At 63.9% G+C, this 26285-nt stretch carries 26 protein-coding genes and 1 pseudogene; 4 read left to right on the top strand and 23 right to left on the bottom strand.

Features of this window, described 5'->3' with window-relative positions:
- Positions 1–12: 12 nt before the first annotated feature.
- The 6 genes from CGZ66_RS12935 to CGZ66_RS12910 all read right to left on the bottom strand — a co-directional run bounded on the left by CGZ66_RS12935 (position 13) and on the right by CGZ66_RS12910 (position 5000).
- On the bottom strand, positions 13–297 hold the full coding sequence (locus tag CGZ66_RS12935; RefSeq protein WP_095084978.1) for an SCP2 sterol-binding domain-containing protein: 285 nt from the start codon (positions 295–297) through the stop codon (positions 13–15).
- A 197-nt stretch (positions 298–494) separates the two neighbouring features.
- A complete protein-coding gene (locus CGZ66_RS12930) occupies positions 495–1010 on the bottom strand; it encodes a hypothetical protein (RefSeq protein WP_095084540.1) in 516 nt (171 codons plus the stop codon).
- 67 nt (positions 1011–1077) lie between these two features.
- Entirely contained in the window at positions 1078–1503 is a 426-nt protein-coding gene (locus CGZ66_RS12925) for a hypothetical protein (protein WP_095084539.1), read from the bottom strand.
- Between the two features lie 96 nt (positions 1504–1599).
- The gene (locus tag CGZ66_RS12920) at positions 1600–2208 is read right to left on the bottom strand and encodes a rod-binding protein (protein ID WP_167392099.1); all 609 of its coding nucleotides are present in this window, start codon (positions 2206–2208) and stop codon (positions 1600–1602) included.
- A gap of 220 nt (positions 2209–2428) precedes the next feature.
- Entirely contained in the window at positions 2429–2869 is a 441-nt protein-coding gene (locus tag CGZ66_RS12915) for a lipid-binding SYLF domain-containing protein (RefSeq protein ID WP_095084537.1), read from the bottom strand.
- Between the two features lie 151 nt (positions 2870–3020).
- Positions 3021–5000 (bottom strand): BTAD domain-containing putative transcriptional regulator, encoded by a 1980-nt coding sequence (locus CGZ66_RS12910; protein ID WP_095084536.1) that lies wholly within the window; start codon positions 4998–5000, stop codon positions 3021–3023.
- Positions 5001–5224: 224 nt separating this feature from the next.
- On the opposite strand from CGZ66_RS12910, the gene CGZ66_RS12905 reads away from it, so the two are divergent.
- Together CGZ66_RS12905 and CGZ66_RS12900 are read left to right on the top strand one after the other, a co-directional pair.
- Entirely contained in the window at positions 5225–6223 is a 999-nt protein-coding gene (locus CGZ66_RS12905) for a DMT family transporter (RefSeq protein WP_095084535.1), read from the top strand.
- Entirely contained in the window at positions 6207–7142 is a 936-nt protein-coding gene (locus CGZ66_RS12900) for a DUF1194 domain-containing protein (RefSeq protein ID WP_425352286.1), read from the top strand. Before CGZ66_RS12905 ends, CGZ66_RS12900 begins: the two co-directional genes overlap by 17 nt.
- Positions 7143–7187: 45 nt before the next feature.
- On the opposite strand, the gene CGZ66_RS12895 is transcribed toward CGZ66_RS12900, so the two are convergent.
- From CGZ66_RS12895 to flhA, 3 genes are read right to left on the bottom strand one after another with little or no spacing between them, the layout of a single operon-like run.
- A complete protein-coding gene (locus CGZ66_RS12895; RefSeq protein WP_095084534.1) occupies positions 7188–7571 on the bottom strand; it encodes a hypothetical protein in 384 nt (127 codons plus the stop codon).
- A 2-nt stretch (positions 7572–7573) separates the two neighbouring features.
- The gene (fliR, locus tag CGZ66_RS12890) at positions 7574–8326 is read right to left on the bottom strand and encodes a flagellar biosynthetic protein FliR (RefSeq protein WP_095084533.1); all 753 of its coding nucleotides are present in this window, start codon (positions 8324–8326) and stop codon (positions 7574–7576) included.
- Positions 8323–10410, bottom strand: coding sequence for a flagellar biosynthesis protein FlhA (flhA, locus tag CGZ66_RS12885; RefSeq protein WP_095084532.1), 2088 nt, complete (start codon positions 10408–10410; stop codon positions 8323–8325). Before flhA ends, fliR begins: the two co-directional genes overlap by 4 nt.
- Positions 10411–10532: 122 nt before the next feature.
- Here flhA and CGZ66_RS12880 point away from each other — a divergent pair.
- Positions 10533–10831 (top strand): annotated as a pseudogene (locus CGZ66_RS12880) (putative quinol monooxygenase).
- A gap of 176 nt (positions 10832–11007) precedes the next feature.
- Positions 11008–12789: a chloride channel protein gene (locus CGZ66_RS12875; RefSeq protein WP_095084531.1), complete on the top strand. Its 1782-nt coding sequence runs from the start codon at positions 11008–11010 to the stop codon at positions 12787–12789.
- Between the two features lie 23 nt (positions 12790–12812).
- Here CGZ66_RS12875 and CGZ66_RS12870 read toward each other — a convergent pair whose 3' ends face one another.
- The 14 genes from CGZ66_RS12870 to CGZ66_RS12805 all read right to left on the bottom strand — a co-directional run bounded on the left by CGZ66_RS12870 (position 12813) and on the right by CGZ66_RS12805 (position 26283).
- Positions 12813–14456, bottom strand: a complete 1644-nt coding sequence (locus CGZ66_RS12870; protein ID WP_095084530.1) for an MFS transporter — start codon at positions 14454–14456, stop codon at positions 12813–12815.
- 210 nt (positions 14457–14666) lie between these two features.
- Positions 14667–14933 carry a flagellar biosynthesis protein FliQ gene (fliQ, locus tag CGZ66_RS12865; RefSeq protein ID WP_095084529.1) on the bottom strand — a complete coding sequence of 89 codons (267 nt, stop codon included), beginning with the start codon at positions 14931–14933 and terminating at the stop codon, positions 14667–14669.
- 22 nt (positions 14934–14955) lie between these two features.
- Entirely contained in the window at positions 14956–15363 is a 408-nt protein-coding gene (flgD, locus tag CGZ66_RS12860; RefSeq protein ID WP_095084528.1) for a flagellar hook assembly protein FlgD, read from the bottom strand.
- Positions 15363–15806 (bottom strand): flagellar biosynthesis repressor FlbT, encoded by a 444-nt coding sequence (gene flbT / locus CGZ66_RS12855; protein ID WP_095084527.1) that lies wholly within the window; start codon positions 15804–15806, stop codon positions 15363–15365. Before flbT ends, flgD begins: the two co-directional genes overlap by 1 nt.
- Positions 15803–16150: a flagellar biosynthesis regulator FlaF gene (gene flaF, locus CGZ66_RS12850; protein ID WP_095084526.1), complete on the bottom strand. Its 348-nt coding sequence runs from the start codon at positions 16148–16150 to the stop codon at positions 15803–15805. The genes flbT and flaF overlap by 4 nt, the downstream gene beginning before the upstream one ends.
- Before the next feature lie 31 nt (positions 16151–16181).
- The gene (locus CGZ66_RS12845) at positions 16182–17225 is read right to left on the bottom strand and encodes a flagellar hook-associated family protein (protein ID WP_095084525.1); all 1044 of its coding nucleotides are present in this window, start codon (positions 17223–17225) and stop codon (positions 16182–16184) included.
- 3 nt (positions 17226–17228) lie between these two features.
- Positions 17229–18683, bottom strand: a complete 1455-nt coding sequence (flgK, locus tag CGZ66_RS12840; protein ID WP_095084524.1) for a flagellar hook-associated protein FlgK — start codon at positions 18681–18683, stop codon at positions 17229–17231.
- Between the two features lie 27 nt (positions 18684–18710).
- The gene (locus CGZ66_RS12835) at positions 18711–19967 is read right to left on the bottom strand and encodes a flagellar hook protein FlgE (protein ID WP_095084523.1); all 1257 of its coding nucleotides are present in this window, start codon (positions 19965–19967) and stop codon (positions 18711–18713) included.
- A 100-nt stretch (positions 19968–20067) separates the two neighbouring features.
- The gene (locus tag CGZ66_RS12830; RefSeq protein WP_095084522.1) at positions 20068–20736 is read right to left on the bottom strand and encodes a response regulator transcription factor; all 669 of its coding nucleotides are present in this window, start codon (positions 20734–20736) and stop codon (positions 20068–20070) included.
- A gap of 221 nt (positions 20737–20957) precedes the next feature.
- Positions 20958–21545, bottom strand: a complete 588-nt coding sequence (locus CGZ66_RS12825) for a transglycosylase SLT domain-containing protein (RefSeq protein ID WP_167392098.1) — start codon at positions 21543–21545, stop codon at positions 20958–20960.
- On the bottom strand, positions 21475–22899 hold the full coding sequence (gene fliK / locus CGZ66_RS12820; protein WP_095084521.1) for a flagellar hook-length control protein FliK: 1425 nt from the start codon (positions 22897–22899) through the stop codon (positions 21475–21477). The genes CGZ66_RS12825 and fliK overlap by 71 nt, the downstream gene beginning before the upstream one ends.
- Positions 22896–24278 carry a chemotaxis protein MotC gene (locus CGZ66_RS12815; protein ID WP_095084520.1) on the bottom strand — a complete coding sequence of 461 codons (1383 nt, stop codon included), beginning with the start codon at positions 24276–24278 and terminating at the stop codon, positions 22896–22898. The genes fliK and CGZ66_RS12815 overlap by 4 nt, the downstream gene beginning before the upstream one ends.
- Positions 24275–25660, bottom strand: a complete 1386-nt coding sequence (locus tag CGZ66_RS12810; protein ID WP_095084519.1) for a MotB family protein — start codon at positions 25658–25660, stop codon at positions 24275–24277. Before CGZ66_RS12810 ends, CGZ66_RS12815 begins: the two co-directional genes overlap by 4 nt.
- Positions 25657–26283 (bottom strand): hypothetical protein, encoded by a 627-nt coding sequence (locus tag CGZ66_RS12805; protein ID WP_095084518.1) that lies wholly within the window; start codon positions 26281–26283, stop codon positions 25657–25659. The genes CGZ66_RS12810 and CGZ66_RS12805 overlap by 4 nt, the downstream gene beginning before the upstream one ends.
- Positions 26284–26285 lie beyond the last annotated feature (2 nt).

Here is a 26285-nt window from a genome sequence, read left to right as displayed (position 1 = left end):
TCTCACAAGCGGTCAGCCGATCAGCTGGCTGAGCGCCATGGCGACGGTCATGTCGCCTTCGACCTTTATCTTGCCGGTCATGAACGCCATGGTCGGGTTCAGGTCGCCCGATATCAGCGAATCCAGATCGTCGAGCGAGAGCTTGATGGTGCAATCGGCGGGTCCGTCAGTGGTTGAAATGGTTGTGCCGTCGATGACGATGACGCCGTCGGCGCCGGTGTCGAATTTCACCGAACGATCGAATCCGCTGCTCGCCACGCGCGACTTGATCTTCTCTGCAATCTCCTGAACGCTCACGCTGTTCTCCTTGTCTGTTGCATCAGTCACGCAGCGGCGCTCGAAGCTCCATGCCGCGCGCTTTCGCGATCACAGTCGCATATAGCTTTGGGTTGACGTTTACGTCAACGCGGATTCCGGTGGCTGGTTCCTATCGCCGCAGCGGATGACGTCTCGGCGTGACCCGGGGGCTTAGGCGCAACGGCGAGCCGGGCTGCTCAATGTTCCTTGAATGCCTTGGTCATTTCCGCCGCCGTCTCGCTTTTCTTTCGGCGCAGCCAGTTGTCGCGGATTTCGTCCTTGCTCAGGAAATTGACCTGATCGATCAGAACCTCATGCACCAAAGTGGCGCCGACACGGGTGTTGACGGTATCGCGGATCGCGGCGCGGAAGGCATCGAGGTCGATCGTCGCCTTATTGGTGAAGTCGATCTGCGGATTGGAATAGAGGTAGGTATAGACTTGGTCGGTGATGAGCGCTTCCGCTGGAATGGACAGCTTCTTTATCTGCTCGGGCTCGACCGTGTAGACAAGCTTGGTCAGGAAATAGCCGCCGATCTGGGAATCGCGTATCAGCGGTACCGAAATGATGTCGGTCTTGACGTAGTCCAGGCCACCCAGCATCGGCTTCGGTGTCTCGCCGACACCGCGCTCGCCGGCTGCCTGGAACGAATAGAACACGGCGCCGAGCGTGGCGGCGCAGATCCAGACGGCGATGGCGATGACCTTGAGCATCAGGCCTTGTCATTTCCTGGCGATGGGAAAGCGGTACTATCTTTTTGGCTGGGCATAGTGTTCGACATCATGCCTTCATCCAGCCGAACTCGCCGGCGGAATAGGTGCCGTCGGTTTCCGCGCGCTGGATGGCGTGCCGCAGCAGGCTGGCAACCTCGTTGACCGCGCTGAGGTGAGCCAGGATCGCCGCCTCGTTCTTGGCCAGCTTCTGGCGCAGCCGGGTCAGGCCCTCGCGGTGCTGTTCGAGGAATTCGGCTTCGCTGCCGCCCCGCATGGCGCGCGTCAGTTCGTAGAGATAGCGGCTCTTGCGGGCGTTCGACGCCTTGAGATCATAGTTGGTCGCGTTGCGGATGCCGGCCGTCTCTTCCTCGACCACTTCCTCGATGCGGCCGATGATGGCGGCAAGGTTGCCCGGGCGCGCGAACGGGATCGGCGCTTCCGACGCGGTCGTGCGTGCTGGCAGGTTGGCGGTGAATTCCGAAAAGTCGGCCATGAGAATCCCGGTCTGGTTAGATTGAACTCGGATACGCACTGTCTCAGTGTTTTGGCATGATCTTCCCAAAACCGGCTGCCGGTTTCGGGGGCATTCCTAGATCTTGATGTCTGTCTTGATGGCGGTGTCGTCACCGGTGATCGACCGGGCCGCCTTGCGTTGCAATTCGTGGACCAGCGAGGTCGACAGGCTGTTCTGTTGATCGATCTCGGTCTTTTCAGGCCCGCCCGAAACCGGACCGACCGACACGACGCGCTTGCCTTCGAGATAGTGGTCGGCGAGCATCGACTTGGCGATGCCGATGCCGCCGCGTTCGGCCATCACGTCGGCCACCCGCTCGGCAAGCTGCGATTTCCACATGTCGCCGGCTAGGCCCTTCCCGTAGACGCCTTCGGTGTCCTTGGGCAGCATGTTCTGGATGAAGGTCTGCAGCACCATTGCCTCGAACTTCTTGAACTTCTTGGCCGGGTCGGTCGTCGCGGCCTTGTCGGCGGTTGCCCGCGACAGGATCGAGCCGGCGTCGACCGAAGCGGCGGTGTCGACCGAAAACGTCCCGGCAGCACCGCCCGCGCGCTTGGTCAGCGCGGCACGGGCGGCCTCGATGTCCGTCGGGTCGACGGCTCGGGCCACATCCATAACGATGTCGCTGGGTGGAGAAATCGCCAAGAAAGTCCGCCTTTTATCGGTTTTCCTTAGCCAGACCATGCCTCAACAAGCTTGTGGCAGGCTTGCGCGGCGGGCAGGGGTGGAACGCAGGCATGTTTCTTGGTCCCGCCACCAACTGCGGACATCGCCAAGCCACCATTCGGACGTCGCGTTTTTGGCCGAAAGCGGAACGTCGGCTTCCTAAATGGCATGGCCAGAAAGCCGGCCGTTGTATGCAGCGTAGTGGACCGACCGCAGGGACGCCGAACGGAGCGACGTCCTACTTCACGGTAATGGCCATACCGCTGAGATCGGCGTTGACCTGCATGCCTACCTGCTTGCCGGTGAGCTCGAGTTGGGCGCCCTTGTCGTTGGTCATGACGATCACCTGGGCCCCTTTGCCAAGCGCACCGCCACCGCCCGCCGCCCCATAGACCCCCGTTACATCCCGGACGCGGCGAATGTGGCGAACGGTACCTTGGAAGTAGGTCTTGGAAACCCCGAAGGCGAGGCCGCCCGAGATGCCGCCGACAGAGACGGGATAGCGGCGGCCATGGAATGTCAGCGTGCCTTCGCCTCCAGAGCCACCCACAAAGAAGGCAGCCTTGTAGACGGAGAAGCGGATCGTGCCGCTGTCGGCATGCGCGGCGCTGGCAAGGCTTACGCCCGCAGTGGCGATGACTGCAAAGGCGGCTGAACGAAACGTGGACCAAATGTTCATGATGAGAACTCCTTAAGATCGCCGCTTACCCAGCGGGCACGTCAGCGTCGTATCAGAGGTGAACAGTCTGGCCGGTCATTTGTTCCAAGCACGCGGACTGAATCCGGCTGCGAGATGGCCGCCACGATCCCGGTCGCGTAGCCAGGTTCCACTAGGAAGCAGGAAGGCCAGCCCTCGACAGCATTTCAAGGAACCTCGCGTGATGATGATCCTTCACATAGCGTGGCACAAAGCCGGGGCAGACATTACCGAGGTTGAGATGAGGAAGCTGTGACAGGCAATGATGGATGGCCCGTGTCGCTTCTTCGTTGTTTCCGGTTGCCGAAGCGGCGGCGGCCCAATAAAGGGCGCCACGAACGAAGCCCGGCTTTGTCCTGACCACTTTGCGAGCGGCTTCGAGCGCCCGCCGGTTGTCTCCGCCGGCGAACAGTGCCACAGCCAGGCCATGGTGACGCCAGAAATCGATGACGTCATACGTGCCGAGCCGGATTGCCTCGTTGGCCTCACGCACTGCTTCACTAACCTGTCCGCGCAACGCAAAGAGCATCGAAATATCGCCGTGGCCACTCGGATAGCTTGGGTTGAGGCTGATCGCATGTTGGCATTCGGCGATCGCCTCGTCGATTCGGCCGGAACTTTCGAGAGCGAATGACAGGATGCAGCGGGCAATTTCGTCGTCGGGCACTGCCCGCACCGCTGCTTCCGCAAGCTCAACCGCACGCTCGATCTGCCCTGGCTCGCGAGGCAGCGCGCCAAACGCCACGCCCATGGAAATTGCAATCGAAAGCGTCCGCTGTGCACGGGCGTTGTCGGGGCCCACCGAAACCGCCTTCTCGGCAAGCTCTATCCCGACCAACAGTGAGTCCCGGGTCATCTCAAAATACTTCATGAGAGCTTCGTTCACCAACCTGCGCACTTCAGGGGCGCCCGGCGGGCTCTTGTCGCGAACCTTCCAGTTGGTCAGTTGAAGTTCGAGGGTCACAGCCAGCACAACCGACCGTGCGATCCGGTCCTGGAATTCGAGCGCGTTCTCCGAGTGGCCGTCGAACTTCTGGGCCCAGACATTATGGCCGCTGCCAGCATCGACAAGCTGGACGTTCACCCTCAGCCCGTTGCCGGATCGCTGGATGCTGCCGCTGAGCATGTATCGCGGCCGGAGCATTCCCGGCGTTTTGGATTCATCGCCGCTCTTGTCCTTGGACGGAAGCGCGGAGAGCACGACATAGTCGGCCACCTCGGAGAGGGCCGTGGTTATGTCCTGGACGAGCCCCCTGGCGAAAAAGTCGTCGCCTCGCTTTCCGGTCAGGTTGACGAAGTCGGCAACGCTGATGGAAGGGCGCCTGGAGCGCTGGCCGGCCGGAGCAGCATTTGCCGGTTGCAGATTTGACGTCGTGTCGGCGGCAGACAGCAGGGATTGCCAAAGCGCTCGCGTCTCAGGGCTGGTTTCAACGCCGAACTCCTTCTTCAGCATGCTCCTGCAAGCCTCGTATGTCCTTATCGCCCTGTCGCGCTGGCCACATGCGGCAAGCAATTCCATCTTGAGCCGATAGGACTCCTCCCGGGTCGGGTCCATGGCCAGAATTCGATCCGCCAGGGCGAGTCCGGCCTCTGTGTCCACGAGGCGGGCGAGTTTTTCGAAGGACTCAAGCGCGCGGCCCAGCAGCCTGTCGCGTTCAGCCGCCGCCCAGTCGTCGAAAGCGTTGCTCCCCAGATAAACCCCATCAAGAAACGGTCCGGTGTAGTGCGCCAGAGCCGTCTCGAGTTCCGGCGCGGAACGCGCGGAGAGCCCGGATTCAAACTCCTCGACGTCAACTCGAACCGCATCCGGCCTGAGGCCGATCAACTCCCTCCGGGAATGGAGGATATCCACACCCGCCCGTGATAGATCACGGCGTAGAACGCTGAGGGTTTGCCGCAGGCTGTTGCGCGAGTGTTCGCTGTCGCTATCGCTCCATAGCAGATCAGCCAGCCTTTCCCTTGTCGCCGCCATGCCCGGGCAGCGGGCCAGATAGGCAATGATCGCGGGGCCCCGCTTCCCGGTCAACCAGAGCGGACCAACAGTTTCCTTTTCAATCCGGAAGCCGCCGAAGAGTGAGATTTTGCTTGCGGCGACGCTGTCCTCACTTTGCATTTTCTTAACAGCTTCCCAGCCTGACGAAATCCTAACTCAAAACTAACGCTTCGCAACCGGTAGAACCATGCGTTCAAGCGCTCCTGTGACGGTAGATCAATTAAGGCATCGCTTAAGTAGGGGCACCTGAACGAAACACGGGTCGTAGCGGACCGAACCGGGCGCCCTGAAGTGATTGGAGCCATCGCAACCCGCGACGGGCTTTAGTCCGAGGGGTGCGGTGTATGTCCAAGCTTAGGGCCAATTTGCTGCTGCTGCTTGCCGCTGCCCTATGGGGCTTGGGCAATGTCGCGCAAAAGACAGTGCTTGTTCATCTCGACGCGCTGAGCGCCGTCGGCCTGCGTTGCCTCATCGGTGGGCTGCTTGTGCTGCCCTTTGTCTTGACCGAAAGGCGACTGCCTGCCGGGCCGGGCCATTTCTCCAGCCTGGCCAGGGTGGGCGCGCTGTTTGTCATCTCCATCACGCTTCAGCAGCTTTGCTATCTCGGCGCCACTGTCACAAATGCAAGCTTCCTGGTGAGCACCGCAACCGTGATGACACCACTGGCCGCCTGGCTGCTCATCGGCGAACGTCCGACAGCGAGTCTTGCAGCCGCCGCCGGGCTGACCATGGTCGGTGCCCTGCTTTTGTCCGGCGGGTTCGCCAGTCTCAGCAGCGGCGATCTCACCGCCATCCTGTCGGCTGCCTGCTATGCGCTCTGGATGGTCGAACTCGGCCGGCACATGCAGACCCATGCGCGGCCGTTCACCACGGCGGCGACACAGTTCCTCGGCGCCGCCGCCTTCGCCCTGCCGCTCGGGGCAATGCAAGGCAACCTTTCACTGGCCGCGGCATTTGCAGCCGGCCCGGAACTGGCGGTCCTCGGCGTGTTCTCCACCGCGATCGCTTTCGGCATACAGATTGCCGCACAGCGCTTTACCTCCGCTAGCCATGCCGCCGTGATCGTCAGTGCCGAAAGCGTCTTCGGGGCTCTAGGCGCGGCGATCTTGCTCGGTGAGCGGAACTCACCCGCAGGCGCACTGGGTGCCGCGATCATTCTCGGTGCGATCCTGTCCGTCGCAATGTCGAACCGAACGCCGCGGGCGCGCGCGCCCCTGCTGACCGGCCCGATACCGCCCTTAGACGCGGCCCCTGCCTTTGCCGCGGCGCCGGCAGCCTGGGCGGGCAATCGTCCCGCCGCCAATTCAGGTCCAGTGGAGGAATGTGATGAGCCTTGCCGGTGATGCGAACGTGCTCCCAAGCGGACCGCCACTCAGCACAGGGCCCATGGTCTCGGTCGGCGGCCGGACCTGTCGCGAGGGCACTGTAATGGTGGCGCTGGCAAGCTTTCTGGCGCGGGCGATACGCAGCGGCATTCTGATGCAGACGGTCAGAGCGCTGGCAAAGCGGGCCAGCTGTTATTTGAGAGTGGGGGGAACGCTTGTCGCTTCGGTGTTTTGGGGGCTGCAGGCACATGCCGCCAATGTTGATGTTGCTGTCGTATTCGCAGTCGATTACTCGTCTTCGATTGATCCGGAGATTGCTGACCTGCAGCGGGAGGGACATGCCGCAGCGCTCACTTCGCCCGAGATCATCGCGGCCATCACCCGAAATTATGTTGGCTGCATCGGCGTGGCCTACTTTGAATGGTCGAGCCCCGGGCACACAGGCATGGTGCTGCCATGGACAAGCATCTGCGGGCTGGAAGATGCCAAGGCGGCTGCGTCGGTGATCAACAAGAGAGGCGATACCGGCAATATTCGCAGAGGACGAAGCGGAACATCCGTTTCCTCGGCCATCGACGTCGGAAGTCTTCTGCTCGACCAGTTTCCTGGAAAGGCGGCCAAGAAAGTGATCGACATCTCTTCCAATGGTGAGAACAACGACGGACTTCCTGTTCAGCCGAGCAGGCTGAACGCCATTGCCAAGGGATACACGATCAACGCGATCGCCATTCCAACGGAAGATGAGAATCCCGACCAACCATTGGCATCCTATTTTGCCAAATTCGTCATTGGCGGATCCCAAGCTTTTGTCATAACGCCGAAGGGGCCAAACGACTACACTATGGCTCTTCGCCGCAAGCTGGTCACTGAAGTTAGCATGAACGTCGACCGCAGCAGGCGGATGGGCGCTCTTCGCAACCCTAATTCCGGACATTGAGAGGATTAGTCTGGCAGATCTGGACCAACTATCAGCACCCCGGCACTACTCTGCGCTCCGCTTCTGCGCGATCAGGTCGAGGCGCTCGCGGTCGGAGCGTTCGCGCTCGTCGCGGTTGCGCACGTCCTTGTAGGCGCGCTCAACCATGTTGGTGCGGGCGGTTGCCGCGGCGATGAGGCTGGCTTCCTGCCTGGCGCTTTCGAGGCTCGCCTCCTGGCGCCCGACCGCGCTGGCAATGCGGCGATGGTAGAGATCGGGAAACACGCCGGAGAGGGAATCGGCACGGTCGAAATGCCCGACCAGATCCCGGGCTTCGGTCTCGGCGGCGCCGGCCGCGGCAAGGAAGGTGGCGTGACGGGTTTCGTGCAGCGCCTTCAACTGCTCCTGCACCTTGACCAGTTTCTTCAGGCGGTCCCTGCGCGTGCTCATGGCTATCGTGCCAATGTCAGGTCGACAAAGCCGGCGACGAACAGCGACAGCATGGTGCCGACGGCAAAGTAGAAGATGATCATGCCGCCGGCGATGATGAAGGGCTGCGAGATGAAATAGATCGGGATCTGCGGGGTCAGCTTGTTGACGAAGCCGATAGTCAGATTGACGAGAATGGCATAAGCGACAAACGGGCTGCCGAGGCGGATGACCAGGAAGAACGTGTCCGATACCGTGTCGGTGACATCGACGAGTGCGGCCTGCGGGTTGAAGAAGATGTTGACCGGCGCGACCGTGTAGGAGGTCACCAGCGCGCGTATGATCTCATGGTCGAAATCAAAGACGAACAGCATCAACAGGGCCGAGAACGAGATGATGGCGGCAAGCGCTGCCTGCGGTTCCGGTTCCTCGATCGCCGGTCCACCGGTGCCGCCATAGCCGATCAGCATGGCGATGGCCGAGCCCATGAAGCGCAAGGCTTCCATGTAAAGCCTGGTCATGGCGCCGATCAGCCCGCCGACCAGGAGTTCCGAGATGATCATCGGCACCAGGATCTGCGGTCGCGGATCGACGAAGGGAAAGATGCGGTCCCACAGGAAGGCGAGCAGGCCGCCAGTGGCGGCGACCGCCACGAACAGCCTGACCTGGACCGGGACGCGGGCGCTGGAAAGGCCGGGCATCAGCATGAAGCACGCGCCGATGCGGCAGAAGGCGAGGAACGCCGCGATGACGACGCCCTGCGAGAGAACGCTCACGATATGGTCCCGAGCACCCTGATCTCGACACCCTTGGCGATTTCGACGTGGCTGAGCACCGGCAGCGTGGTGAACAGCCGCTCGATGATCATGCGCACATAGGGGCGGGCGTCGGGCGCGGTGACCAGCACGAAACGCTCGCCGGCCTCCAGATGTTTCTTGATCGCCTTGGTCGCGTCCTGGCCGAACTCTTCCAGCTGGCGCGGATCGATGTCGAACTCGCGCACCTCGCCCTTGGCGTCGCGCTTGAGGCTCTGGTGAAAGGCGAGGTCCCAGCGATTGCCGAGGCGCAGCACCTTGAGCACGCCGCCTTCCGAGAGGTCGCCGCAGATCTGCTGCGCCATGCGGATGCGGACATGCTCGACGATCTGCTCGGTGCGGCGCACATGCGGCGCGATCTCGGCGATCGCCTCGATGATCAGATGCAGATTGCGGATCGAGACCCGTTCGGCGAGCAGCAGCTTCAGCACCGCCTGCAAGCCGGGATAGGAGATGTGCGTGGTGCAGATCTCGTCGGCGAGCTTGCGGTACTCCTGGTCCTGCCGCTCGAGCAGCGCCTTCATGTCCTTGTAGGACAGAAGCTGCGGCAGGTTGTTGCGGATGACCTCGGAAAGATGGGTGAGCAGCACCGACATGTTGTCTGCGAAGGTGTAGTTCTCGCGCTTCAGGTCTTCGGCGAAGGTTTCGACCACGGAATAGGCGCGCATGCCGAAGGCCGGCTCGCGGATTTCCTCGCCCGGTATTTCGGGAATATCGCGATTGCCGAGCAGCACCATGATCTCGCCGACGCGCATCTGGTATTCGGCCACCACGGTGCCGTGCACCTTGATCTGGTAGCTCTTCGGCGGGATGGCGAAATCGTCGGCAACCCGCACTTCCGGCACCACGAAGCCGTATTGCGTGGCGAATTTCTTGCGCATCTTGGACATGCGGAAAACCAGTTCCTGATGCGAAACCAGCAGCCGCGTCGACAGCTGCTTGCCGATCAGCAGCTCGATCTCGGCGGTGGCGAGCGACGCCTTGACCGAGTTCTTCTCCTCTTCGACTTTGGTCGCCTTCTCCTGGTCCTTGATCGCTTCGGCGGCGGCGATGGCGCGGTTGTGGCGCATCGGGATGATGTAGCCGAGGCCGGCCATGCCGGCGGCCAGCGCAAAGAACGGAAACAGCGGCAGGCCGGGCATCAGGCCGAGCAGCACCAGCAGCGATGCCGCTACGTAGAGCGCGCGCGGATGGGCGCCGAGCTGGCCGAACACCGCCTGGTTGGTCGAACCGCGCGTGCCGCCCTTGGACACCAAAAGGCCGGCGGCCAAGGAAACGATCAGCGCCGGGATCTGGGTGACGAGGCCGTCGCCGACGGACAGCTTGATGAACACGTCGGCGGCTTCGCCCATGCCCATGCCGTGCCTGATATAGCCAATGGCGATGCCGCCGACGATGTTGATGCCGGTGATGATGAGGCCGGCGATGGCGTCGCCGCGGACGAATTTCGAGGCGCCGTCCATCGAGCCGAAGAAGGAGGATTCTTCCTCCAGTTCGCGGCGGCGCAGCTGCGCCGTCTTGTCGTCGATCATGCCGGCGGAGAGGTCGGCGTCGATCGACATCTGCTTGCCGGGGATGGCGTCGAGGGTGAAGCGGGCGCCGACTTCGGCGATACGGGTGGCGCCCTTGGTAATGACGATGAAGTTCACCACGATGAGGATCATGAAGACGATGAGGCCGATTACGAAGTCGCTGGCCATCACCAGCTTGGAGAAGCCGGCGATGACATAGCCGGCCGCGTGCGTGCCTTCATTGCCATGCGACAGGATCATGCGTGTGGTGGCGATGTTGAGCGACAGCCGCAGCATGGTTGCGATGAGCAGCACGGTCGGGAACGACGAGAAATCGAGCGGTCGCTGGATCCACAGCGCCACCATCAGGATCAGCACCGAAAGGGCGATCGAGAAGGCGAGGCCGATGTCGATGAGAAAGGCCGGGATCGGCAGGAACAGCACGGCCAGGATGATGACGATGCCGATGGCGAAGAAGACGTCGCGGCCGTTCTTGGCCACTGCGCCGGGCTGGATGCTTTCGCTGATCGCCATGTCGTCCCCAAAAATGCCAAGCCTGCCAGCGCGGCAGCCTTGTGAGCCTAACCGGCCAAGCTTGCGCGAGGGTGGGAGACTGGCTACTGGGCTCTCGACCGCCGCCTCCAAAAGGAAATCCCATGCTTCTGATTATCGGCACCATCCGCTTGCCGCCGGAAAAGCTCGGGAGGCGAAGCCCGCGATGGAGCGTATGGCCTCAGCCAGCCGCGCCGAGCCCGGTTGCCTCGAATATTCCTATGCGCAGGACGTGTTCGATGCCGGGCTCATCCGGGTCACGGAGGTCTGGAGCGACAGGGCAGTGCTCGACGCACATTTCCGCTCGCCGCACCTTGCAGACTGGCGTGCAAGCTGGCCGGCACTTGGCATTGGAGAGCGCAACCTCGTGCTCTATGAGGCCGGCGATCCCAAGCCGACCTGATCGATCTGTCAGCGGACGGCAGCCGTTCGCGTTCCAACAGAGCCAGCCGCGGCCGCGACCAGTCGCCCCATGCCACAATGGCGCCTTGTCTGTCGCCAATGTGGTTGCCATGCCGTGTCGCCGGGCGTATCAGGCGGGCTTTCCACTGCCTCTTCCGATATCGGCGAGCCGCCCCGGTGCTTTCCAGAAACCACAGCGAAGTCTACGCCCGCCGGCTGCGCTCGGTGCTGATCAGATCGGTGCCGCTGCTCGAGGCGCGCGGCATCGCCGTGGTTATTCTGGCCGGTGTCGTCGGGGTGATGGCAGGCATCCTTGTCACGGCGATGAGCCAAATCGTGCAGGACCTGCACGGGCTGCTGTTCGGCGTTCAGCCCGGTGGCCGGCTTTCCGGCATGTTCTCGCTCGCCAACCCGATGCAGGCGCTGATACCGGCGATCGGCGGCATCCTGCTTGGGCTGACGGTGATCTGGCTCAGACTGCGCAAATTCCGCACGCCGATCGACCCGATCGAAGCCAACGCGCTCTATGGCGGGCGCATGTCGCTCACCGACACCTTCATCATCGCCGGCCAGACGATGATCTCCAGCGGTTTCGGCGCCTCGGTCGGGCTGGAAGCCGGCTACACGCAGGTCGGGTCCGGCCTTGCGTCGCGGCTGGCTGGCATCTTCCGGCTGCGCCGCAACGATGTCCGCATCCTGGTCGGCTGTGGTGCCGCCGGCGCCATCGCCGCCGCCTTCGATGCGCCACTGACGGGCGCCTTCTATGGTTTTGAACTGGTCATCGGCATCTATTCGGTCGCCAATGTCGCGCCTGTCATGACCGCCGCGATCTCAGCCTCGCTGACGGCGGAAGTGTTTGGCGGCGTGCCGTTTCCGCTCGAGCTTTCGGGCCTGCCGGCGCTGACCGCCAGCCAGTACGTGCCGTTCCTGCTGCTCGGCCTGCTCGGCGGTGCGGCCTCGATCGCCATCATGCATCTGGTGACGCTCATCGAACGCGGTTTTGCCAGGCTGTCGATCGATGCGTCGCTGCGCCCTGTCATTGGCGGTGTCATCGTCGGGCTGCTCGGCCTCATCACGCCCCAAGTCCTGTCCAGCGGCCACGGCGCGCTGCATCGCGAATTCGCGATGAACTACGGTCTGGCCGTGGTGGCCAGCGTCTTCGTGTTGAAACTGGCGGCGTCCGCCATCTCCTTGGGCTCGGGCTTTCGCGGCGGGCTGTTCTTCGCCTCGCTGTTCCTCGGTGCGCTGCTTGGCAAGGCGTTTGCCGGTGTGATGGCGCTGGTCTCGCCGGCCACCGGCATCGATCCCGCTGTTGCCGCCGTCGTCGGCATGACATCGCTCGCCGTCGGCGTCGTCGGCGGTCCGTTGACGATGACCTTCCTGGCGCTGGAATCGACCCGCGACCTGACGTTGACCGGTGTCGTGCTGGCGGCTTCGATCATGTCGGCGATCCTGGTGCGCGAGACGTTTGGCTACTCCTTCTCGACATGGCGCTTCCATCTGCGCGGCGAGACCATCCGCAGCGCCCACGACGTCGGCTGGATGCGCAGCCTCACCGTCGGCTCGATGATGCGCAAGGACATCAAAACCATCCATGCCTCGACGACGCTGGCGGCCTTCCGCAGTCAAGTGCCGCTCGGTTCGGCCCAGCGCATCATTGCCGTCGACGCGGGCGATCACTATGTCGGCGTGCTGATCGTGGCCGAGCTGCACAGCGATCCTTCCGATGGCGAGGTGGCGGTGCGCGAGCTTGCCAAGTACAAGGACGCCGTGCTGGTGCCGAGCATGAACGTGCAGTCCGCCGCCGAGACCTTCCAGCGCGCCGGCGCTGAAGAGCTCGCCGTGGTCGAGGATTTCGCTGACCGCATCGTGCTGGGACTGTTGACCGAAGGCCATCTGATGCGGCGCTATGCCGAGGAACTCGACAAGGCGCGCAGGGACCTGTCGGGCGAAGGGTAGTGCATGTCGCCCAAAGGGCCCGGTTAGTGCTCGATCGGTCCCTTGGCCATCACGAGCGCCGTGCCCGCGGTCGTCGGGCGCTCGATCATGCGGCGCACGCGCGGCAGCTCGTCGCCGCTGTGCAGCGCTCGCAAGCGGTCGCCGATGATGGCGTCGGCGTGGGTGATGCGTCCATTGTGGCGCACATATTCGAGCCAGGTCGGCGTATGATAGTGCTCGATCCAGATCGCCGGATTTTCGAGGTCGCGTGCCAGCGTCCAGTTGTGGGCGCCGTCACGGCGGCGGATGCGGCCGCGTTCGGCCATGGTGGAGAGGAACTCCGGCACGTCCTCGTCGCGGATGATGTATTCGATCATGATGGCGATCGGACCGCTACGCGGCTTGAGATCGAGAGCAAGGTGCGGCTCCTTGAAGCGGTTGAGCGGATCGAGGTTGAGCACCTGCTGCTGCGGCAGCGGCAGCAAGAAGCCGATGGCGCCGCCGGCCAGCATGGCGATGCTGGCCGCGATCAGCGCGGTTTCGGCGCCATGCGCATCGGCGACGACGCCCCAGATCCAGCTGCCGAGCGCGATGCCGCCGAAGGTGGCGGTCTGATAGACCGACAGCACCCGGCCGACCACCCAGCGCGGTGTCGCCATCTGCACGGTGACGTTGAAATGCGAAAGGGCGATCACCCAGCAGGCACCGCCGACGAGCAGGCCGAGCGACGTCTGCCAGGCGTGATGGCTGGCGGCGGCATTGAAGGCGCAGGCGGCAAAGCCGGCGAAGGCTGAGCGCACCATCGTCTCGCTGGACAGCAGCTGCCGTAGCCGCACGCTGATCAGCGCGCCGCCGACCGCGCCGATGCCGAAAGCGCCGAGCATGATGCCGTAGGTCAGGGCATCGCCCTTGACGACATCGCGCGCCACCAGCGGCAAGAGCGCCAGCACCGCGCCGGCGCTGAAGCCGAAAGCCGCGCCCCTGACAAGCACTTTGCCGATGTTGGGCGACATGGCGACGTAGCGCAGGCCGGCGCCCATGGCCGCGCCCAGCGATTCGCGCGGCAAGGTCGAGACCGGCAGGTCGGGTTTCCAGCGCGCCAGCACGACGATCAGGCCGATATAGCTCACTGCGTTGGCCGCAAAGGCCGCCGCCGCACCCGCAGCGGCGACGATGATGCCGCCGATCGCCGGGCCGACGCTGCGGGTCAGGTTGAAGCCCATCGAGTTGAGCGCGACGGCGGCCGGCACCTTGTTGCGGGGCACGATATCGCCGACGGAGGCCTGCCAGGACGGGCTGTTGAGCGCCGTGCCGCTATCGATCAGGAAGGTGAAGGCCAGCAGCGTCCACGGCGTCATCAGGCCGGCATAGGTGAACAGGGTCAAAAGCACGGAGACGACCAGCATGAAGGTCTGGGCGACCAGCATCACCTTGCGCCGGTCGAAACTGTCGGCGATGGCGCCGGCGACGAGCGCAAACAGCATGATCGGCAAGGTGGTCGAAGCCTGGACCAGGGCCACCTGATAGGACGAGGTGGCGATCGTGGTCATCATCCAGGCGGCGCCGACGCCCTGGATCAGGCCACCGAAATTCGAGACGAGACTTGCGGCCCATACGGCGCGGAAAATGCCGTGCCGGAAGGGCGCCAGCGCCGAAACGCTCTCGCTTTCCGGCTTTTCGTCAATCATCGGTGGGTCCCTGCCATGTCGTGCCTGCTCGTCAGACGATCCGTTTGCTCAGATCATTTGCCGAAAGTAGGGCATGGCGGTTGAAAGGGCGAACACCTTTCGAAAAAGGTCATGGTCCAACAATGGGATAGAGGCGGTCCACGTCTCCATCCGCCGCGGTCGCGGATCCCGATGGTTTGGCACGGACCGGCGCGGCTTTCGTCGACTTGCTCAGAATCCGTTCTGGATGCGCTCGAAGATGACGTTGGTGAAGGCCGATATCTGGCTGCCGATGAAGGGGCCGGTCAGCGCCACCACCAGCATGATGGCGACGATCTTGGGCACGAAGGTCAAGGTGATCTCCTGGACCTGCGTCAGCGCCTGGATGAGGGCGATGCCGATGCCGACCGCCATGGCGACCAGCACGACCGGGGCAGACGCGGTGAGCACCGTCCACACCGCGTACTGGACGATGTCGAGAGCGTCGGCCTCGTTCATGGGACTGGCCCTGCCGGAAGCGTCAGCTCGCTGCCTTGATCGAGACGCCCGGGCCGACCGCGACCTCGGTGCCGTTCTGCAGCACGGCGATCAGGCCGCTGCTGGCGAGGCGCACCGACGCCACCGTGCCCGTCGTCTTGCCGTCGGCGGAGGTTATCGAGCGCCCGATCAGCGCATCGGCCTGCGACAGCGCCGAGGACGACATGATCTGGTCGAGCTTGGTGTTGGTCTGCACCGATTGTTCGACCTGCGAGAAGGTGGCGAGCTGGGCGACATACTGCGTCGAATCCATCGGCTTGGTCGGGTCCTGGTTCTTCATCTCGGCGATCAGCAGCTTCAGGAACGACTGGTAGTCGACTGCTGTCTTCGAGGTCTGCTGGCTGGCCTGGTTGGCGCCAGTCGGTATCGTCGTCGTCATGTCCACGTTCATCAGTATCGTGCTCCCACAGCCAACGGGCGCGCGGCACCCGGAACATAGTCATTGTCGCCAAGCGCGCGGCGTTCGAGCGGATAGAGCGCGCGGATGGCCTTCAGCGCCTCGTAGATATGATCCTCGCCGACCATGCGGTCGATCTGTTTCAGTCCAGCGCAGATCTGGGCGTCCTCGAAGCTTGCCAGCAGCAGCGGCAGCGAACGCCGGAACATCTCGCGCGCCTCGGCCGCGCCGGCCGGGTTCATCAGCATGACCTGCAGGATGAAATACAGCTGCTTGAGCGGCGTCGAGGCGTCCTCGGCCTGGATGACATGGCTTTCGAGCAGGAACTGCACGTCGTTCATCAATTCGACGGTGACCTTGCGGTCGACTCGGATGACGGCGCCGTTGATGTAGATCTTCTCGTTCGGCTTCAGCGATATCTTCAGCGTGTTGGTCATTGAATGCCGTCCCTGATGATCTGGGACACCTCGATCAGCCCTTCGAAATTGTTGGTGCGGCCCTGGCGAATGTCCTCTGCCTCGCGCAGCAGCCACAAGCCGATGGAAATGAGGTTGGCGCGCAGTTCCTTGGGCAGGGCGTTGTCGCTGGAGCCGAGATCCTCGACGAAGGCGGTCCAGACGCGGTTGGTGAAATGCAGTGCCTCGACCGCTTCCATCGAGCCGTGGCCGGCGGCCGCCGCCGCCGACAGCATGTCGATCGAGCGTGTCAGGAGCTCCCGCTCGCGGTCCTTGGCGTCGGCGACAGAGGTGCTCTGGATGTCGGCGTAGGAGAATTGGTACATCGGTGGGGCTCTACCGTTCCGTTAAGCGTTGTCAGGTCAGGTAATTCAACAGGCTGAGCTGCTGCAGGCGCGCGGTCAGCGCGAAGGACGTTTCGATGTGTTGTGTCAGGTCGGCAACCCGGGTTGCGGCCTCGGCCGGATCGACGCCTTCCAGATCGAGAATGTGCCGTTCGAAAAGGTCGACCTGCGTTTTCATGCGGTCGTTCGCATCGGAAACCCGCTTCTGGACGATGCCGGTCTCGGACTGAATCTGGCCAATGCCGCTCAGCGCTTCGCCGACCAGTGCGGTGGAGCGGCTGACAACTTTGTTTTTCGCGGCCTGGCTGATGTTGCTGGACATCAGGCTGGAGACCATGGCCGCCGCCATGGCGAGCTTCTGGATGCCGTCGCTGTTGGCGCTGGTCGAGGTCGGGGTGGTTTCGTTTAGGGCGATGCGGCTGACGATCTGCTGGTCGGTGGCGTTCGACCAGTTGCCTTGCCAGCCCGGGCCCATGAACTGCGGCACGACGTCGTTGGTGATGAAGTCGTCCATCTGGGTGGCGGTGATGTTGGCCGCCGCCGGGTCATCCTGGGTGAAGCCGAAATTGGCGACGAAGGCGGCATCGAAGGCCGCTTTGGCTGGCGAGCCGGCGGCGGTGAAGTCGTTGATCGGCTTGACGTCGGTGTTGGTGCCGGCAAACAGGTACTCGCCGTTGACGCTGGTGTTGAGGATCGAGGTCAGCTGCTGGATGGTCGCCTTGCCCGAGGCTTGGGTGAGACTGTTGGAAGAATCGCTCGAGGACGCGGTGGTCAGGGCGGACAGAAAGGACTGCGCCGCGGTCGAGAGCTGGCTAAGCGAGGTCTGCGTCGAAGACAAGCGGGAGCCGACCAGGCCGTTGGAGTCGATGATGACGTTGAGGCGGTCGAGATCGCGCGAGAAGGTGACGGACTGCGCGGTGCGCGCTCCGAGAGCCAGGCCGACATCGGCGACCCTGCCGGTCGAGGACTCTTTGGTGGCTTTGACAAGCTCGGCCTGCATGCGCATCTGCTGGGAGCGCATGGCGTTCGATATGGCGGCTGACGAGACTGAAGTCATGGATTATCCCACCGCGTTGAGCAAGGCCGTCATCATGTCGTCGACGGTTTTCATCATCCGGGCCGATGCCTGATAGGTGTGTTCGAGGTCGAGCAGCAGGGACATTTCCTGGTCGACATTGACGCCGGTCGCGTTGGACAGCGCCTCGGCGCTGCGCGATGCCAGCGCTTCCTTGGCGTCGGAGGCGGTCGATGCCTGCTGGCGCACGCCCTCGAACCAGCCGATCGAGTTGGCCGCGTAGTCGGAAACGCTCGACGTTGCCGAAACCCCGGCGGCCGGGTCGAAGGCCATCGGCTTGTCGAGCCGGTCGCCATAGGCAACCAGAAGGTCGGAATAGGAGGCGCCGCCGCCGGTGTTGGCGACATAGGCGGCACCATTGGCACCCCCATCGCGCAGCAGCGTCGGATTGCCGCCGGCGCTTGGGTCCATCGCCGCATTGACGCTGATCGATCCGGCAAGGCCGTTGACCAGCGTGCCCGCTGCCGGCACCGCCGGCGCACCGGACCAGGTGAACAGGCCGGCTGCATTGGGCAGCGCAGGCGCGGTTTCGGCAAAGGCTGTGATCAGGCCGCGCGCGGTTTCGTCGAGCTGGCTCTGCATGGTCGAGGCGACACTGTCGCGCAATTGGAGCAGGCCGGCGAGATTGCCGCTGGCGCTGGTGTTGCCGCCGGCTCCCGCCGAGATCGGCACATTGTCGATATAGACCGCGTTGCCTGCGGCACCGGCGGTGTAGCCGGCCGACGGCGCGAAGCTGACCGTGCGCGGAATGGTTTCGAACAGCGTCGTGCCGTCGCCAGTGGTGACGACCATGTCATTGTCGCCGCGCGTGAAGGTCGAGACCGGGATATAGTCAGATATCTTCTTCAAAAGCGCATCGCGCTGGTCGAGCGCATCAGAGACATCGGTGCCGGAACGGGTTCCGGAAATGACCGCGGTGTTGGCATCCTGGAACTGGCTGAGCAGCGAGTTGAGGTCGTCGACCGCCGTGGCGATCTGGCCGTCGGTCTGGGTGCGGAAATCCTGGATCGCCGTGGAGCCCTCGTTCAGGGATCGCACGACCTGCCTGGCTGCGTCGACGACGCTGGCGCCGAGGTTCTGGTTGGACGGCGAGGTGGCATAGAGCTGCAGCGCTTGCTGCAGATTGCCGATCGCGGTCGAGGGCGAGGACGCATTGTCGACGCCATTGACCGATACGCCCAGCTGATCCATGCCGCTGTAGAGCGCGTTCTGGCCGCTCCAGGCCGACAGCGCGCTGAGGTTCTGGCGGAACAGCAGGTCGTTGGCGGCGCGCCGGATATCAACCGAACGCGCGCCCGGCGCCGTGCTGGTGACGACGGCCTGGCGGCGCGAATAGTCCGGATTGTCGGCGTCGGCGACATTGCGCGAGACGACACTGGTCTGCCGCGCGGTGTTCATAAGCGCCGATTGGGCGATGCTCAGTGCAGTGGACAACGACATGCGGGTCTTTCACGGGCGGTGCCCGTTTTATCTCTTCAGGTTGACAAGGACGTCCATCAGATCGGAACCGGTCTGGAAGACTTTCGAATTGGCGGTGTAGCTGCGCTGTGCCGCGATCATGTTGGTCAGTTCTTCGGCGATATCGACGTTGGAATTCTCGAGTGCGCCGGAGATGATGGAGCCGGCCTTGCCCTCATTGGCAAAGCCGATACGGACCGCGCCGGATTCGGTGCCCTGTGCGTAGACGTTGCCGGGCAGCGCGTTGAGCTGGTCCGGGCTCTGCACGTCGGCCAGCGGGATCTTGTAGAGCGCCTTGGTGGAGCCGTCCTTGTATTGCGCCGAGATGGTGCCGTCCTTGCTGATCTGGATTTTGTCGATGGTGCTCGGTGCGTTGCCATTGACCTGGGCGTCGGAAACGGTGAAGCCGGCGCCGAGCTGGGTCAATGCCGACAGGTCCAGCGAAAAGGCGGCGCCATTGGGCACCGTCAGGCCGACGCTGTTGACGGCGCCGGTGAGCTTGCCGGTGGTGGTGTCGAAGGTCAGGTTGGCCGAGCCCAATGCGCCGCCGGTGTAAGGGAACGACGTTCCGGCGGTCGCCTTCGACTGATCGAAGACCGACACCTGCCAGGTGCCGGCGCCGGTGTTGGTGAAATAGACGTCAAGCAGCTTCTTGTTGCCGAGATTGTCGTAGGCGACCATCGAGGATTTCGAGGTGTACTGCGCGCCCGCCGCGTTGGTGGTGGGCAGATTGCCGGCGGCGACCGGCGTCGCGCCTGCCGGCAGGTTGCCGCTGTAAGTACCCTGGGTGCTCGGCGTTGCCGTCATCCCCTGGTCGGAGATGAGCACCGGGGTCAGGCCCTCGAAGCCGTTCACTGTCGCCGCCGGCACGCCGTTGGCGTAGCTGTAGGCCATCAGCTGGAAGCCGGCCGCGTTGACCAGCCTGCCCTCGGCATCCGGTACGAAGGCGCCGGCTCGGGTCAGGAAAGGTGTTCCGCTCGGATCTTGAACGACGAAGAAGCCATCGCCGTTGACGGCAAGGTCGGAGACCGAGGTGGTGTATTGAAGCACGCCCGGATCGCTGACCGCCTGCCGGATCGTCGTGGTGACGCCGCCGGAATTGTAGGCGCCGCCGGTGCTCGGCATGACCAGCGACGAAAATTCGGCAGAGGACCGCTTGTAGCCGGTGGTGTCGGAATTGGCGATGTTGTCGGCCGTGGTGGACAGCCGGTTTGCCTGTGCATTCATGCCGGAAACGCCGGTCCGCATCATTCCGTAGAGGCTCATCGAAACGTCTCCCCAATGTGGATGCCGCTGGCTCCAATGCGGATGCCACTGGCTACGAGGCTACGCATCCTGTCTTGCGCGAGGCTGGCGCGGGGCTGCATCAGAAGACGAGCCGGTAGCCAAGGAAGCGCTTGGAATCGATCGGGTCGGTGCCCAGCTTCTCGCGCAGCTTCTTGCGCAATTTGCTGATGTGGCTTTCGACCACGTTCTCCTCGACCTCTTCGTCGAAGATGCCGTAGATGGCGTTGAAAACCTGGGTCTTTGTGACGCGGCGGCCGCGATTGCTGGCCAGATATTCGAGGATGCGGCGCTCGCGGCGCGGCAAGGGCAAAGGCTGGCCGTCGATCTCGGGGTCGCGGCCATCCATGAAGATGCGCATGGCGCCGATCTCGGTGTAGGCGACGTCTTCCTGGGCGCGGCGGCGGATGGCGGTGATGCGGGCGAGGATCTCGCGAATGTGGACGGGCTTGCGAATGACGTCGTCGACGCCGCTCTCGAACAACCGCAGCGTGTTCTCCAGCGAGTGCTGTTCGCTCAAGGCGATGACCGGTGCGCCGGTGCGGTCGCGGATCTGACGGGGAGAGATCGAGCCTTCGCGGCAGTCGCCGATGAGGAAGGCTCGGACCGACCTCAGGTCGGTGGCGGCCGCCGAGCTTACCCACTCGCCGAACTCGCCCGGCGCGAAGCCTGCGCAGGCGACACCCTCACGGTCGAAAAGTGAATTGTATCCCTCTGTTACGAGCTCGCGCTCGTCAACGATTACAATCATCGGCCCGCCTCCGAATCAAATCATTTGCCCCGTGAGAAAAGGGGTATCCGCTGGCGAGAATCCTGAACAACCGTCATTTCTTGTAGCTAGTTTCTTAGGAGTCTGGAATCGCGCCGGTTGCATTAGCCTGCAACCAGATATGCTTTCGGCGGCAAGTTCTGGCCAAGTCAAAACGACAACGCAGGACTGCGCGAACGGCGCATTGGATGCCGAAGATACGCCTACGGGTTGCAGAAGCCGCGGGCGCTCGCGGTCCATTTTCCAAAGCCGGTGGCGACCATGTTGGCAATGACGCGGCAGACATAGATCTTCTGCGCCGGATCGTTGTCGGGACCGGCATGATAGCGGGCGACGGCCATCGACCAGGTCTCGTGACGGGCATGGAGACTGGCCAGGAAACGCGCCGCATAGTCGACGTTCTGACGCGGATCGAGCATGTCCTCGACGCTGCGGAAATGGGACGCGTGGTAGTGATGGTTGATCTGCATGCAGCCCAGATCGATGAGCGTCTTGCCTTCGCGCCGGGCATTGGCGAAGGCGGCAAGGGCCTCGGTCCGGCTTCTCGGAAAGACCGTTTTTCCTTCTATATTCAAAGCGTTGGGCTGAAGGCTGCCCTTGTTTCCGGTCTCCGTGAGGCCGACGGCATAGAGGATGCCGGCCGGCACGCCATAGCGGTCGGCGGCACGCAGGATCTCCGGCTCGCAAGGGTTGGTGACGGCAGCGGCAGCGCCTGCCGCGCTAGATAAACATATCGCCGCCAGCGCGCTCGCGAGAAGGTGAAGTGCCGCGGCCGTAGTCCTGCGCGTCATCATTGCGGTTTCCTGCGGATTGCTGACCCGATTGCTGACCACCCGCTCCACTGTTGCCGCCACCCGGGTTTCCAGGTTGGAAGGATGACGGATCGCGGCCCGACGCCGCCGGCAAAGGGGCGGTCGCATCGGTACGGGCTGCAGCGGGAACCGCTACCGAAGGTTGCAGGATCGTGACCTTGTCAACCTCGAAACCGAGCCCACGCAGCGACTTGACGATGGCCTCGCTGTCGGCGGACAAACGACGATAAGCGTCGTGTGTTGCGGGCTTCAATTCAATCGAAAGTTGTTCTCCCGAGAGGCGAAGGTTGGCCGTCACCATGCCGAGTTCGGCGGGGTGAAGTTCGATCTTCAACACATGTGTCGGAACGGCAACAGGGCTGGCCAGCTGGGTGGCCGCGGATGAGGCTGGAAGGGCCTTTTGCGGGCCGCCATCGGCGGCTATGGCGTTGACCACATTGAGGGCTGCCTGGCTGATGGGACTTTGCGGTGGTGCCGGGACGCTCTGTTGCGACACGATGTCGATGCGTGTGGCGGACAGGGATTGTTTTCCGGCTTCGGGCCGTAACGAGGACTGGACATCCTCGATGCTTTTCATCACCGGCGCGGTGTGTTTCGATTGCACGCCGGGCACATCGGCGGTTGTGGCCTCCGGCAGCTTCTGGGCCGTTACGACGGTGTCGCGCTTCGGCGTGCTGGAGGCAACGCCGTCAGCGCTCGGCAGCTGGCCGTCAAGCTCTGTCAAAGGCCCGTCGACGATCGACACCTGCTCAGGCTTCGACTTGGTTTCGAGAACTTGGTTTCCGGTCGTGGACTTCGACCGATAGGTCTTCGACAGCGGAGCCTGCGCGTCAAGCGCCGGGTCCGATGGGCTCTCGCCGTTAGCCGCGTCGCGCCCGCTTGCCTTGGTCGATGTCGAGAAATGGCGCAGGTCATGGAACGCGATCAGCAGCGGCAGGTGATCCTGAAGTGGCACGGCATCCGCGTCAGGCGCCGTCTCTTCGGCGTCGGCATCGTCCTTGTGCGACTTCGCTTCCAAATTGTCCTTGGCTTCCAAATCTGCCTTGCCGATTTTCGCGGTCGGCACCTTGGCCGAGACGATCTTTCCGGTGTCGGCCGATGTCGGCTCGGCCTTGCCGCCATGCCCGGCAAGGTTGGCGGCGAGCTTGCCCCAGCGCTGCTCGCGCGATCCCGCCTCGGTCGTCGGATGCCGTTCCGGGCGGGCCGGACTGGCCTCGCCATGCAGGATCTTGCCAAAGCCCGCGTTGTCCTTCTTGCCGTTCGCGGCCGGTTGCTCCGGCGTCGCGCGCGCGGCGGCAAATCCCGGCAAGGCCGAGCCGAGGCTGGTGGTCATTTGGGGGCGGCTCCAAGCATCTGGTCGATCAGGTCGAGCTGTCGACGTGTTCTGGTCATGGCGGCATCGGTCGGGTCGGTGGGCTCGGGACTGGCCGCGGGCGATGGCGCCGACGCCTGCACGACGGTCGCCGCATCGGCTGGTGCAGCCGCAACCGTCGGCGCTACCGGAGCACTGGTTGCTGGTCCGCCGGAGGCGGCAGCGACGGCGGGTTGCTCGCCGATGGCGCCTTCGACGGGTGGCAGCCCGCTGGCGTCGGCGCCCTGCGCCGCGACAGTTTCGGGCCCTGGCGGCTGCTCGGTCGCGACAGGAACTGGCATTTCCTCGGGGAGGGGGGCGGGCGGTGCGACGACTTCGCCGGCAATGGCCTGGGCGGCGTCGAGCAAGGCGCGGTCGCCTTCGGACAGCTTGCTGCGGTCGATCTTGCCGAGCTTGGCGCGCACGTCTTCGATGGTGCCCGAGGTGACGGTGGAAAGACTGGCGTAAAGCAGGGCGCGCGGATCGTCCTGGTTGGTGTTGCCGTCGCGACCCTGCTCGGCTCGCGCCGAAGCGAAGGCCGACAGGTCGTTCAGACCGTCGATCGCGGCACGGCGGGCGATGCGCAGATAGATCACCTTCTCACGCTCGGGATCCATCATCGAGGTGATGTCGGCCAGCTTGTCCTGGCTGATCGACATATGCAGCGCGATGACGCCGGAGACGAAGGAGTCGGCGAACTGGCTGGCATAGGGCGAATAGAGGTAGCGCTCGACATACTGGGTCGACGCGCGTGCGAAGCGTGCCGCGTCACCCTGCGCACCCGCAATGCCGACCGAACGGCGCAGTGCTGCTTCCTCGACCAGCGTGCCGGGGCTGAGCAATCTTGCCTCGTCGAGCAAACCGAGCGCCGCAGCCGGCTGGTCGCCGGCAAGCAGCGAGCCTTTGACCAGGGCAAGGAAAGCGCCGAGGTCGGGAGGCAGCGTCATCGGATCGATCGGCTTCAACGCTTCGATCGCCTCGCCAGGCCGGCCATTGAGATAGTCGATCACCCCTTTGGCCACGGCAAGGCTTTGCGGGTCCGTCGTGGCGCGCGACGTGGCAGCCTCGACAGTCACCGGGTTGCCGCCGCTCATGCCGTAGACAAGCAGGGCGCGAAAGTTCTTGGGATCCTTGAAATCCTCGGCGTCCGCCGTGCGCAGGCGCGCATCCACCATCTCGAGGAGCTTGGCCTGCATCGGCAGGGCGGCATGATCGCCAGCGGCGATGCGGTCCTGGATGAGCTGGAGCGAGCGCACCAGCTGATACGGCTGCAACGCGTCTTGGGCGAAGCCGGCTGACGGATATCCGCAGGCCAGCAGCAACAAGCCAATCAACCGGCTGGTGACGGCCGCCCGCCTCATCCGCCGGCCGCCATCAGGATTTCGATGCGGCGGTTCACAGCCGCCAATGGATTCGCCGGGTCCTTCGGCTGGCGGTCGGCGAAACCGGCGACCTCTGTGATGCGGCGTTCATCGACGCCACCGCGCACGAGCATGTAGTAGGCGGAATGCGCGCGCGCCGTCGACAGCCGCCAATTGTCGTAGCTGTCGCTGCGGAATGGCCGTGCATCGGTGTGGCCGTTGATGCTGATGCTGCCCTTCTGGCTGTTGACGATGCGGCCGATCTTTTCCATCGCCAGCACCAGTTCGCGGCGCGGCAGCGCCGAACCGACCTCGAACATGCCGAAGTCGAGTTGGTCGGTGATCGAGATGACGACGCCTTTGTCGGTAGCTTCCACCGAGACGCCGTCATGCAGCTTGTCGCCGGGCTTGAAGGCGTCGGCCAACTGCCGCTTGACGTCGGCCGCGGCCTTGACGGCGGCGGCGGTCGGCGCCTTCTCTCCGGTGTCGGGCTTGGCTTCCTCTTGCGCTTTGGCCTCGGCCTTGGCTGCGTCCGTGGCTTTGCTGTCGTCTGGTTTGGTCTCGCCCGGCTTCGCGTCGCTTGGCTTCGTGTCTGTTGGTTTGGTGTCGCCGGCCTTCGTCGTTGTCGTGGCGGGGTTCGCGGCTGGCTTGCCGGTCGCGTCCTCTGCCGGCGGTTCGACAGGTGCGGCCGCGACCGGTGGCACGGCCTTGACCTTGGGCACTTGCGTCTCGGCAACCTTGTCACCGGGCTTGGCCGCATCGCCCTCGATTTTGGCTCGCTGGGCGCTGGCTTCGGCGCCGGGCGCCGCCACCTGCTGCGACCAGAAATCAGGCTCGAACGGATCGCGATAGGAGGCGCCGCCGGAAGCGCCGGTCGCCGGGCCGGCTGCTTGGGCGCCGCCATCGCCCTTCTGGCTGACATTCTGCATGACGCCGGTATCGGTGGCGATTTCCGACAGCACCGCGTAGGGGTCGGCGAACAGATGCTCGTCGGAGTGTTCCGCCTGCGGCAGTTCCTGCTTCTCCTGTTTGCGGTCCGCGGAGCCATCGCCGTCCTGGCCGGCCTTGTTGGTCGCCTTCTGCGGGTTGTCGGCCGTCGTTCCCATCGCGCGCGGACCGTCGCCGAGATCCTCCAGACCCTTGCGGCTCGAATTGCGGTCGACCAGCTTGACCGGGTTGAAATAACTGGCGACGGCTGCCTTGGTCTGCTCGTTGGCGGCATTGATCAGCCACATGACCAGGAAGAAGCACATCATCGCCGTCATGAAGTCGGCGAAGGCGATCTTCCAGACGCCGCCATGGTGGGCATCGTCATGGTCGTCGTGACCTCGACGAACGATGATGATCTCCTGGTGAACCTGTCCGGCATCGGCGACGCTCATGCCAGGACCTCGGAAAGGGTCGTCGACCATTCGGCCATGCGCGTCTCGAACACCGCCTCGTCGATGGCGACCGTGAGATCGAAGCCTGGTGTCTCGGTGAAGTCGAGATTGGCGGCGCGGGGCCCGAGCGATGCCTTCAGCGTTTCGAACAGCGAGAGCGGGCCGCGCACGGCGATGCGCACCGCTTCGGCATCGCCGACCGCCTCGCCTATCGCGCCGGCAAGCGCCTCGATCGAGCGTTTCTGCAGATCGTCGCTGACGATGCCGCCGATCATGCGGGCGACGGTGGCGGCGACCAGCCCGGTCACGCGCGCCTCCATGGCATCGATGCGCAACGAGACAGCCTTGCCGACATCGTCGCCGAGGCTTTCGAGAAATACCCGTGCTTCCTCGGCATTGGCCTGGCGTTCGGCTTCGAGCGCGGCTTCATGGGCAATCGACAGGCGTGCATCGAGTGCCGCCTCGGCCTGGGCAACCGCTTCCGCGATCAGCGTGCCGATATCGGCTTGCGGCGCCGGCGCGTCTGGCTTGTGTTCGGGATCGGCCGCGGCCCGGGGCTGACCGGCACGTTGCGTGCGGGTACCGAAATCAGGCAGAAGGTCGAAAAGGGCTACGGAGGGCATGG

It is taken from the genome of Mesorhizobium sophorae (assembly GCF_002270415.1).
GTDB lineage: Bacteria > Pseudomonadota > Alphaproteobacteria > Rhizobiales > Rhizobiaceae > Mesorhizobium > Mesorhizobium sophorae.
This window is presented reverse-complemented; position numbering and strand designations above follow the sequence as displayed.